The organism is Ruminococcus flavefaciens (assembly GCF_900108555.1).
GTDB classification, from domain to species: Bacteria; Bacillota; Clostridia; order Oscillospirales; family Ruminococcaceae; genus Ruminococcus; species Ruminococcus flavefaciens_P.
The window spans coordinates 1-12,269 of record NZ_FNWV01000024.1 but is presented as its reverse complement, the minus strand read 5'-3'; the positions used below and the strand labels follow the sequence as shown (position 1 = coordinate 12,269).

The window sequence follows — 12,269 nt, the reverse complement described above, 5'->3', positions numbered from 1 at the left end:
GATCGGCAGTGACGCAGGTAACGGCGGCAATGCTAAGTCAGGTCTCAATGCTGAGATCAAGAACGATATGCCTACAACCGTTCCAAGCGGCGTTGAAAAGACAAGTCAGTGCAAGGTCGAGAAAAAGACCTATATGTGCAAATACACAGGCAAACAGAAGACTTGTAACGTAATCCTGCCTCCAAACTATAATTCAAGCAAGAAGTATCCTGTAATGTTTGTTCTTCACGGTATCATGGGCAGTGAAAACGACATGGTAAGCGGTATGGGCGTACAGGAGCTTATGACAGGTCTTATGACCAGCGGTAAAGCTGAGGAGTTCATTGTTGTGACTCCAAATATGTTCACAAGTAAGACAATGAGCGGTCCGAGCGGTATCAACCAGCAGACCTGCGCTGAGTACGATAACTTCCTCTACGATGTAACAGACAGCCTTCTTCCTTTCATTAAGGAGAACTACTCTGTAGCAGAAGGCAGAGAGAATACAGCTATCACAGGATTCTCAATGGGCGGTCGTGAGGCTATCTACTGCGGACTTATGCGTCCTGACGTATTTGGTTACGTAGGCGGTGCTTGCCCTGCTCCCGGTATCACACCCGGTTCGGATATGTATATGCAGCACCCGGGCTGTATGCAGGAAAGTGAAATGAAGTTCAGAGATGTTGGACCTGAGCCTGCTGTATTCATGATCACAGGCGGTACAAACGATTCAGTTGTTGGTACATTCCCTAAGCAGTATAGTGATATCCTTACAAGAAACGGCGTTGAGCACGTTTACCAGTCAATTCCCGGCGGCGGACACGGCGCAGAGTCAGTTAAGCCTCATCTTTATACATTCTTCAGATATGTATTCAAGGGAAATGAGACTTCCGTAGTTACAACAACTACTACGACAACTGCTACAACGACAACTACTACTACAACTACAACCACCACTACAGCAGCTCCTGTTGTGACAACAACAATTGATCCTAAGGCTGCTCTTGAAGCAAAAGTATCAATGTGGGGCGATGCTAACTGTGATAATACAGTTGACATGGGAGATGTAGTTGCTATTATGCAGGCACTTGCTAATCCTAATAAGTATGCACTTTCCGAGAAAGGCTCTGCAAATGCTGATATATATCAGGCTGGAAACGGCGTTACTACAAACGATGCACAGGCTCTCCAGAGACACCTTTTAGGTCTTGTTAAGACTCTACCCGAGAGCTATGCAGATAGTATTACAAATCCGCCTGCGGTAACTACAACAACAGCTGAAAAGATCGTAACAACTACAACTACTACAAATACATCTGTTGTATCTACAACTGTTACTGTTGCAGAGAATAAGACATACATTGATAATTCATTCGATACAGGCGTTCAGAGCTGGTCAGGAAGAGGTGCTGCATCAGTAGAAGTCAGCTCAGACAGCTACTACGATGGCAAGTCACTCTATGTAACAGACAGATCTGCTGAGTGGAACGGCGCAGCTATTACTCTCGGTTCTGACTTTGTTGCAGGTCAGACATACAGCTTCAGTGCCGCTGTAATGCAGCAATCAGGCAGCAGCGCAACTATCCAGATGTCACTTCAGCAGGGCGAAGGCGATGGTGCTTCATACACATCTATCGCTAAGGAGATTTGCAAGAGCGGCGAATGGACAAAGCTTGAAAACACATCTTTCACAATTCCTGATAATGCAGGTGATATGATACTCTATATCGAAACAGTTCAGGATTCAGGTGACCTTATGAACTTCTATGTAGACAATGTTCTCGTTGCTTCCGAGGGAACAAAATCCTCAGTTGTAACAGGTAAAGGCTATGTCGGTGAAGTTAAGGAGCCTGAAAAGCCTTCAACAAATGGCAAGAAACTCTGCGCTATCTCATTCGATGACGGTGCATCAGCTACAAGCAAGTCTGATCCAGGATACAGAATCATTGATGCACTTGCTAAGAACGGTATGACAGCTACTTTCTTCAATGTCGGCAGTTGGATCAAGACAAACGAGCAGATCAAGTATGAGTACGAAAAAGGCATGGAAGTTGCTAACCATACTCAGACTCACCCACACCTTGGTTCACTTGGAGCACAGCAGATCAGAAGTGAGTGGGAACAGTGTAACAGCAAGCTCAAGAGCATCATTGGCACTGAGCCTTCACACCTTATGAGATTACCGTATCTTGAGAGCAATGCTACAGTACAGTCAGCTCTTAACGATGTACCGCTTATCAGCTGTGCGATCGATACTCAGGACTGGAATGGTGCTTCAGCATCTCAGATCGTAAGCACTATCAAGAATGCAGCAAATAACGGTTCACTTGAAGGCGCGATAGTACTTTGCCACGAGAACTATCAGGCTACAGCACAGGCTATGGAAGAGGTTCTCCCATGGCTCGCTCAGAATGGCTACATGAATGTAAACATCTCTGATATGGCTAAGGCTCACGGCAAGACACTTGCAGGCGGTCAGGTCCATACAAAAGCTTGATTGAAATAGTCAGTAAAATATGTTCCGATCATCGCATTGATGGTCGGTGCATATCAGCTGAAATTTTTCCATATTTTTTATTCCCTCAAAAGCAGTCGTTTGATCGGCTGCTTTTTTTTCGTTAATAAATGCTGACATAATAATACTATACAAATTTTAGTTGACTATGTTTGCGAAAAGTGTTATATTAATAGTAATAAGATAAAAGGAGGGGAGCTTATGAAAATCAATAAGCTTTTTGCGGCACTTACAGCTATAGTTCTTGCCGCAGCAAATTCATCAATTTTTACACCAGCTTTTTTTGCAGCAGCAGAGGAAGCAAATTTTGTACAAACAGAGAATGAAGACAACTGCACTGTAAGTATCTCTCTTGTGGATATAACCACAGGAAAAAACATTGAAGGAGTAACTGTTCAGCTTGAACAAAATCCTTTAGGTACGGGTATCGGATACGGCAGCTGGAACACTTCCGATGAACCTGTAAAGACATTTACTGACCTTGATGCAGATGATCTTTACAGTATTAATATTCTTGAACGCCCTGACGGATACAGTGTTCCGAGCCAATCATTCTTTTCATTTGATCATTGCGGTGAAGTCAAGGATTATGTGATCAGGGCTGTTCCGAATTCAGCAAAGAGAGGAGTAAGTTTTTACGCGTTAGACTGGACGAATGCCATTCCAACTGATGACGGTAATTGGTTTAAGGAAAACAAGGAATATAAAGATTACTTTTCAGTTGTTGTATATGATGAGGAAGGCAAACGCTTTACATCAGAAACACTTGGCTGGGGTAATTATGAAATGTACCTTCCTGACGGGAAATATAAGATAAATGTAACACCAACAGATCGCTATTATGAGCTGATTACCGAGGAATTTGATCTTGCCAAGACAGCGAAGAATATGCTTTATGATTTTGAATTCCCCGATAAAAACTGCTGTTTTGATATTGAAGTAGTAGACGGAAAGCTTACAGAAGGCATAGTGTTATGTGTACGTATGAAGCCTGATGTAGCTGAGCATATCAAAGAAGGCTGCAAAGCGAATATATCCATAGTTGATTTTAATACAAATGAGCCTTTAAAGGGTGTAAAGGCAAGGTTTATAACTGATATATATTCAAAGGATAATGAAGTGATCGGCGAGTGGGATACAACTGACGAGTCCGTCAAAAGCTTTAAAGATCTTCGTGCATTACAGTGGTATGCGGTAGAGATAATTGATGCTCCTGAGGGATATCACATTGATAAAAGAACAGCTTTCAATTTTTCGCAATTGGGTGATACAAAGAATGTTGTCATAAAAGCTGTACCCAATGAAAGCGGACCTAATGTTAACGTAGCAGTATATGACTGGACTGACCTTGTCGTTGATCCTGCTGACGGCACATATAAGGGCTATAAAGAATTGGATCCTGCTGAATATTCACTTTGTGTGTTTACTGAAGAGTTAGACAGATTTGATGTTACTGATGATTTACACTTACCCGACGGAAAATATAGGGTACAGATCTCATTTAGCGGAAGTAAATATCATCACGTTGATAATCAGGGGTGGAAAGCAAGAGCTGTTCGTAAGATATTCGGAAAAGAGTTTGTTATACCTGAGAGTATTTCAACTGATTTTGAGATCAAAGACGGAAAGACAGTAGGTCAGCCGTGTCTCTTCGTTGAAAAATGGGACGGTCCAAATACAAGCTGTACACTTAATTTACAGGTAGTTGACGGTGTGACAGGAAAGGCTGCTGATGCTGTTGAATATAAAGTAGTTCGTATTGCAGAAGAGTATGAAGATGTGGTCGAAGAGATCGGTATTGAGGAAACTAAAAACGGATTTTTGCCTGCATACGGTAAAATGCCTGAAAGCGGAAGCATTACTGTGAAAGAGCTTGAGCCATATGTTAAGTATGCTGTTATCGGTCGTTCAGGCAGTAAGCACTACGGTGGAGCTGATCCTGTATTCATAACTTTTGACAAGGACGGAGAAAGCAAGGACGTTACGATAAAGCTCATGCCTTTTGATTATAAGAAAGGCGATCTGAACGGCGATAGCGAACTTTCTGTTGCAGATCTTTTGCTTTTACAGAAAATGCTTCTTGCAGTTTCGGATACAAAAATAAATAAGCCGGAGTATGCAGACTTTAACGAAGACGGCATTATTGATGTTTTCGATCTCATAACACTGAGAAAAGAACTTATAAAGAATGTTCAGGAAAAATGATCATATTTATAAGTGCTGAAGTGACTATGTATTAAAAAATATATAAGCAATAACTATAAAAAGCAGCCGTAAGATTTCTTACGGCTGCTTTTGTAATGTTTAGTTTAATATGACTTACCATGAAAGGTAGGACCATTTTTATGATCAAGCTTTTGTATGCACCTGACCGCCTGCAAGTGTCTTGCCGTGAGCCTTTGCCATATCAGAGATGTTGACATTCTGATAGCCATTCTGTGCGAGCCAAGGAAGTACTTCTTCCATTGCAGCTGCTGTTGTTGCATAATTTTCGTGGCAGAGTACGATAGCACCTTCAAGTGTGCCATTCTGAGCAGCCTGCTTGATCTTGCTTACGATCTGATCCTTGGAAGCGTTGTTCCAGTCGCCTGTATCAATAGCACAACTGATAAGCGGTACATCGTTAAGAGCTGACAGTACTGTTGCATTGCTCTCAAGGAAAGGCAGTCTCATAAGGTGAGAAGGTTCAGTACCGATAATGCTCTTGAGCTTGCTGTTGCACTGTTCCCATTCACTTCTGATCTGGCTTGAACCAAGCTGTCCGAGATGCGGATGAGTCTGAGTATGGTTGGCCACTTCCATACCTTTTTCGTACTCATACTTGATCTGCTCGTTTGTCTTGATCCAGCTGCCAACATTAAAGAATGTAGCTGTCATGCCGTTCTTAACAAGTGCGTTGATGATCCTGTATGCAGGATCGCTTGTGGTTGTAGCAGAAGCACCGTCATCGAATGAGATTGCGCAGAGCTTCTTGGAAGTATCTACTTTTCCAGGTTCGGGAGTCTTTACTTCGCCTACGTGTCCCTGACCTGTTACAACAGAAGATTTTGTACCCTCAGATGCTACAACAACATCGTCAATATAGAAGTCCATAAGGTCGCCAGAATCCTGTATTGTTTCAAAATAAAGGATCATATCTCCTGAGTTGTCAGGAATTGTAAATGAGGTATTTTCGAGTTTTGTCCATTCGCCGCTTTTGCATGATGCCTTAGCGATAGATGTGTATGTAGCGTTATCGCCTTCGCCCTGCTGGAGAGAAAGCTGTATCGTAGCTGCACTGCCCGACTGCTGCATTACTGCTGCACTGAAGCTGTATGTTTCGCCAGCCTTGAAATCAGAACCGAGTGTATAAGCTGCACCGTTCCATGTAGCTGTTCTGCCTGAAACGTAAAGTGACTTGCCTGAGTAGTAGCTGTCACTGCTTGCAGCAATGGAAGCGTTGCCTCTTGCTGACCAGCCGTCTGTGCTTGAATCGAATGAGCTCTTGAAGTATACCTTTTCTGCGGCAGGAGCTTTGGTTGTGGTCGTTGTTGCGACCTCAGGAGCTTTAGTTGTAGTTGTTACTACAGTAGGATTCGTCACACTACTGGCCCAGCTCTCAGGCAATGTATTCACAAGACCTAAGAGATATTTCTGGAGTGTAAGAGCGTCGTTTGTTGTAATACCGCCGCCTGCCTGGTTTACGTCAGCGTTTGCAGCTGCCTTTTCTGAAAGTGCATATTTATCAGGATTTGCAAGTGACTGCATGATAAGAACTACGTCACCCATATCAATTGTTCCGTCACAGTTTGCATCGCCCCACTTTGAAACCTTTGCTTCAAGTGCAGCCTTAGGATCCTGTGTAACAACAGTAGGAGCTGTAGTAGTTGTAGTTGTGGTTGTAGTTGTTACCTTTGTTGTCGTCGTTGTAGTGGTAACAACAGGCTTTGGTCCGTCGATCTGAACGCCTGCCTTTGCAACGATAGCTTCATCAATACTGAAATTATCTGTGCCTTCCTCTGTTTCAACGTAGAGGATATATCCTGATCCCTCAGGGAGCTTATAGTTTGCATTTGAAAGCTGCACATAATTGCCTGATGAAACACCGTCGGCAATGTGAGCGTAGCTTGTTTCGCCTTCAGTATTCTTGTATTCAAGTGAGAGCATCATATTGCCCGAACCTGAAGCTGCTACACTGAAGCTGTACTCCTGACCGCCCTTGAATGTTAATGAGTCAAGAGACTTCATAGCACCGTGCCATGCACTGCTTCTGTCTGAAACTGTAAGTGCCTTGCTGCCTGCATAAGCCGAGCCGCCTGTAGTAACAGTTGCACCGCCTCTGCCTTCCCAACCGTTGCTGTCGTCTTCAAATGTATCATGATAGTAGTAGCCATTAGCATCGGGCTCGATAGGCTCGGGAGGTACTGGATCCTTGCCGCCCTCGAAGCCCTTGCCGTCGCTTACGAGGCTTACAACGAATGTAGAAACGCTGTTTGCAGGGAGCTGTGCATTGAATGAAGAGCCGCTTGCATTCATATTAAGAGTTTTTGCGATGTTTTCGCTTCCTGATGTTCTGTAGCGGTTAACGTTTGTTATAGTTCTTCCGCTTACATTGAAGGACTGGTTGATCTCATTGCTGCCCTTATTGATAGCAACGATAGATATCTGTGTATCGCTGTGTTTATAAGCTGATACGAGGATATTGCTGTCAGGCTGTTCTGTAGCGTCGATACGAACATCGCCTGGACGTACCCACTTGGAGAACTGTGCCATAGCATAGCCTCTCTTTGAGATCTTGCCTGTATCCCACATAGGGCTGTACTGACGGCGTATATACCACCATACATAAGCGTTCATGTTTCCGACAACGAGTGCGTTGTGGATATTCTCAGCGACCTTTACGCCCTCAGGCCAGCGGTCAGCGGAGTTGTTGTCACTGTTAGGAACATATACCTCTGTCATCCATATTTCCTTGCCGCTGTTTTCAAGAGCAGGGAAGTCCATCTGGCTGCGCTGTGTTCCGTAGAAATGTGTACCGAACATATCACAGTTTGCAAGAGCCTTAGCGTTGTTAAGGATAGCATTATAGTAGCTCTTTCCGTACTGGAAAGTCTCAGGTGACATCATCTTTGTTGTCGTACCTGCTGTTACTGCCTTACCATAGTTAGCAAGGAAGGTGGCACAGCGATCAGGTGACCAGTATGTCCACTCGCTGGAGTAATCAGGCTCATTCTGAACTGAGATAGAGTTAAGATGTACGCCCTGACTGTCACAGTATTTTATGAAGTCATTAAGGTGCTGAGCATACTGTGCTTCTGCACCCTGCTTTAATACATATTGACCGCCTGTAGGTCCGCCGTTGCCGTTTTGTCTCATTGAAGCAGGCGGGTTCCACGGTGTAGCAAATACAGTTGCGCCAAGCTTCTGAGCACGCTGAGCTGTAGGAATTGCATTCTTCCATGCGTTCTTATCGTCACTGACGAAGATACGCAGTATAGTGAGTCCGAGTTCGTTCTCTCCGTTGCCGAAAGCAGTCTGCACCTGTGCTTCGGTCATATCTCCGGGAGCACCGTTCTGAGCATTGTAGCTCTGCCACTCAGGGTGGTTCATACCACCAAAGCCTCGAATGGTCTGGTATTCCTTGTTTGTGTTGATGTTGCAAGCACTTGCCGCATCAGCTTCAAGCGGTGCTGATGACGGAAATACCGAAGCAGTGCTGACCAGCATCGCGCCTGCCAAAACTGTTGATAACACAGTTTTGAGCTTTTTTGTAAAATTCATAAACATCCTCCTATAATTTGACTTGCTCCTATTAATATCCCAAAATTTGGAGCTAATTATATTTTATTGTTTTTTCAATAATTAGTCAACGTAAAAAAACAATAAAAGGTGGACAAAATGATATATTTAACATAATAAAAATAATATAACAATTATAAAGAGAGCTTTAATATAAGATCATATCCTAAAAATAGCGAAGTTTCGGCTGTATTTGTACTTTAAATGCTGCAAATAAAGAGATAAATATTGCACAGTAAGATATGCTAATATGATAAACATCTCAGATGATACAGAAAATATTGTATTGAAAACGATGTGCTCTCATGATATAATAAAATTATATTTATTTTAAACTTATATTATCATTTTTTTGGAAAGGAGCTTTAGTATGGACCTGACAACTGATGAACAGATCTTAATGGTCAATGGACAGTCTTTTTTCGGCATGGGAGAAATACCGCAAAAAGATGTTCCTCGCATACAGATGCTTGACGGCGGAACAGGACTTAATTTTGAGCAATTCTTCGGCGATCTTATGGATAAAGCAGCACATCCGCAGAAAGGTACTGCTGTATTCCGCAAAGTACTTGAGAATTTTTATCAGCCTGATCTGCTCGAAACTTCGGAAGAACGTGAGCTCTACATTTGGCTAAGCACTCAGCTTCGTGAGATTATCCCGGAAATGACTGCGCCGGGGTGTTATCCGCCCGGTATGCTGCTTGGTGCGACATGGGATCCCGAAACAGTTTATCAGGTCGGACAGGCACTCGGGCATGAGGCTCGTGCATATGGTATCCATGTTCTGCTCGGAACGCCAAATATCAATCTTCACCGAGACCTCAGAGCAGGCCGCTTGTTTGAGGGCTATTCCGAAGATCCATACCTTATCACTAAACTTGCTCCCGAAATTGTCAAAGGTGTGCAGTCGCAGGGCGTTGCAGCAAATGTCAAACATTTTGCTGCTAATAATCAGGAAACAAATCGTCAGGGCATAAACGAGATAATTTCCGAGCGAGCATTGCATGAGCTATATCTGCCCGGATTTGAGGCTTGTGTTAGATCAGGCTGCGCGACAGTTATGGCGGCTTATAATCAGATCAATGGCGTACCGTGTACTGAAAATGAATGGCTGCTTACAGATCTGCTTCGTGACGAGTGGGGATTTGATGGACTTGTCATGAGCGACTGGGGTGCAGTATATCATTCAGACAGAGCTGTAAATGCAGGCTGCGATGTGAATATGCCAGGGCCTGTTTCGTCAGAACCGCTTCAAAGCGCACTAAAAGAGGGAACACTTGATAAGAAAAAGCTTGCGAGATCAGCAGAACGAGCTGTCGCTCTTGCGAGAAAGTATGCGTTGCCGCCGACAGGACATATCGACCGTGAAATGACAGATAAAGCCGCATATCAGACGGCTGCGGAAGGTATAGTCATGCTGCGTAATACTGCATACACAAGTGAATGTGCAGCAAAATGCTGTCCGCTGCCAGTGTCATCAAAAATCGCATTAATGGGGACAATGAAAGGTGAACTGTTGGTCTGCGGTGAGGGAAGCGCGAATGTTAAAACTGATCGTAATACAAGCTTTTACACTGAACTCAGCAAACGCTTTGCAGATGTACGGCTAGATTTGTTTGATGAAGCCGATACTTTGATATATGTACTTAATGTGTCGGGACAGGAGGGAAATGATAGAAAAACATTATGCATTGACCATGATGAACAGATACGTATGAGCAAACTTGCTGCATACGCAGCACAGAAAAAGATGCGTTCTGTGCTGATATTGAATGTGTCAGGACCTGTTACGGAATGGGGGATAGGCAACTGGAATTCGGCTTTCTGGGTATCACTTCCCGGTATGCAGGGAGCTGCTGCACTTGCAGATATACTTTGCGGAAAGGTCAATCCGTCAGGTCGTCTGCCTCTGACTATTCCGTACTGCGAAGATGATATGCCTACATATTTGAATTTTCCTGGCGACGGTATGGTAGTTACATATGGTGAGGGGATTTATGTCGGCTACCGTTATTATGCAACAAGACAGCATCGTAATAGTGAAACTGATTTTGTTTCGACATATTTCGGATACGGATTATCCTATTCAACTTTTGCAGTTCGTGATCTGCGTGTAGAAAAAGGCGATATAGAAAGTGGTATTGATCTTCTTGTGGAGGTTGAAAACACAGGCAGTGTTGCAGGAAAGACTGTTGTTCAGGTATATCTCCATGATCCCATATCGACTCTGATAAAACCAGTGTGTGAACTATGTGCGTTTAAGAAAGTATATATCGAGCCACATCAGACTGTGACAGTACGTATGCACGTTGAGCAACGCGCCTTTGAAAGCTGGGATCCAAATATAAACACATGGACACTTGAGGACGGTGAGTATGTTTTGAATGCAACAGTTGAGGACGTAGGTTCGATCGAATGGCGTAAGCAATTTGATATTGTACTTCGTTATGACGGAGAATCGCCATACAGCTGGGGCGATAATACAAGTATCAAGGAGATATATGAAACATCTGAATTACGGGAAGCTTTGCGGAATTTTATGACAAATCATGATCTTTCATGGGAAAATGTTCTCACCACATATCAGTATACACCGATTGACAGTGTAGGAAAAATGCTGAGAAATGCAGGCTGTTCTGATGAAGCGTATGCCGAATTCATGAATATATTGCATCAGATGCGTCATTTGAAACGGTAAAGGTATGTAAAAATAGTCGTAAGAATACTTGTATCCTTACGACTATTATACTTTTATGCAGATTATGTATATAAAAACAGAGTAGAATAAGCAAAAAACCTCACGAATAAACGTGAGGCTTTTTTGGCGTGCCTGGAGGGATTCGAACCCCCGACCTACTGGTTCGTAGCCAGTCACTCTATCCAGCTGAGCTACAAGCACATCTCTTGACGACTTAAATATTATATCATGTACAGCAGTAAAAGTCAAGCACCAAATCAAAAAACGTCATTTTGCACTAAAAATATGTAGCAAGGTTTGATTAATTAGCTCAAACTTAAAATTACAAAAAACTGCTTGACAACTCATCACTAATTTGGTATAATTAATTTTGTTGTGAGACATTAGCTCAGTCGGTAGAGCATACGCCTTTTAAGCGTAGGGTCGAGGGTTCAAATCCCTCATGTCTCACCACTTTTATTTATGCCGGTGTTTCGAGAAATTCTTGGAATATCGGCATTTTTCGTTTGTTTTGCTTTTGATTCAAACTGCGTTTTTAAAAATAAATCTGCATGAAATCAGTTGAAAATTTACCGTTTGTCACACGAGTGTCACACGGACTATAGTCATTATTAAATAATTAAGGACGACTTCATGCCGTCCCATAAATTTTTGATTTATCTATTCTTCCAAGAATTTCTCTATAACAACCATTATCTCCTCAAGTCGCTTACTACCGATACCTTTGATTTTGCTCAGTTCCGCTTCAAGAGCAGGAAGATCAATTGTTTTGCCCTGTTCTCCGAGCAACTGATCCCCGTACTGGAGAATGAACTTTGTAAGATCCTCTCGGTTCATTTTCTTGATCTTTCGGTAAGTGCCCCTGTCGATAATATCTTTCTGTCCCATATATAGCTCCTTATTCGTTTCTTGTAACCTATTATACCATATCAACGCTATAATGTAAATACGTGAAAAAGAAATGCTCAATTAGCTGTATTCCCTATATGTATCCTTGACTTTGGACGACAGTGCAGTGTATAATATGGATAGTAAGCAGGGAACTGTGATAAATCGGAGTTTGTAAGAAGATCGAGGAAGTAGAATGAATATTGTCATAGCAGAAGAAAAACAGGTAAAAACAATTGTAGACATGTCTGTCAGAGCATTTGAAACAGACGTAAATGTTGGCGGAACAAAAGGCGACTGTCCGCCTGAATATGATTCAGTAGAATGGCATAAACAAATGGCTCGAGAGGGGCATTTGTATCAGGCAATGATAGGAAAAGATATTGTGGGAGCAGCCGTCATATTCTCGGA

At 42.9% G+C, this 12,269-nt stretch carries 5 protein-coding genes, 2 tRNA genes and 1 pseudogene; 5 read left to right on the top strand and 3 right to left on the bottom strand.

The annotated features are described in order from the left end of the window. Together BLW60_RS15910 and BLW60_RS15905 are read left to right on the top strand one after the other, a co-directional pair. On the top strand, positions 1-2,476 hold a 2,476-nt coding region (locus BLW60_RS15910), incomplete at its 5' end, for a polysaccharide deacetylase family protein (RefSeq protein ID WP_175460963.1). A gap of 219 nt (positions 2,477-2,695) precedes the next feature. After that, positions 2,696-4,699, top strand: a complete 2,004-nt coding sequence (locus BLW60_RS15905) for a SpaA isopeptide-forming pilin-related protein (protein WP_074719129.1) — start codon at positions 2,696-2,698, stop codon at positions 4,697-4,699. 144 nt (positions 4,700-4,843) lie between these two features. Here the strand turns inward: BLW60_RS15905 and BLW60_RS15900 are convergent, their stop codons facing one another. Then, the gene (locus BLW60_RS15900) at positions 4,844-8,254 is read right to left on the bottom strand and encodes a carbohydrate binding domain-containing protein (protein ID WP_074719127.1); all 3,411 of its coding nucleotides are present in this window, start codon (positions 8,252-8,254) and stop codon (positions 4,844-4,846) included. A 388-nt stretch (positions 8,255-8,642) separates the two neighbouring features. Between BLW60_RS15900 and BLW60_RS15895 the strand changes: the two genes are divergently transcribed. Beyond that, positions 8,643-10,970, top strand: a complete 2,328-nt coding sequence (locus BLW60_RS15895; RefSeq protein ID WP_074719125.1) for a glycoside hydrolase family 3 N-terminal domain-containing protein — start codon at positions 8,643-8,645, stop codon at positions 10,968-10,970. Between the two features lie 124 nt (positions 10,971-11,094). On the opposite strand, the gene BLW60_RS15890 is transcribed toward BLW60_RS15895, so the two are convergent. Then, positions 11,095-11,171: transfer RNA gene (locus BLW60_RS15890), tRNA-Arg, on the bottom strand. A gap of 176 nt (positions 11,172-11,347) precedes the next feature. Here BLW60_RS15890 and BLW60_RS15885 point away from each other — a divergent pair. After that, a tRNA-Lys gene (locus tag BLW60_RS15885) sits at positions 11,348-11,423 on the top strand. Between the two features lie 207 nt (positions 11,424-11,630). Here BLW60_RS15885 and BLW60_RS15880 read toward each other — a convergent pair. Then, positions 11,631-11,858, bottom strand: a complete 228-nt coding sequence (locus BLW60_RS15880) for a hypothetical protein (protein ID WP_074719124.1) — start codon at positions 11,856-11,858, stop codon at positions 11,631-11,633. 196 nt (positions 11,859-12,054) lie between these two features. Here BLW60_RS15880 and BLW60_RS15875 point away from each other — a divergent pair. Continuing rightward, positions 12,055-12,269: pseudogene (locus BLW60_RS15875) on the top strand (GNAT family N-acetyltransferase); the annotation flags it as partial.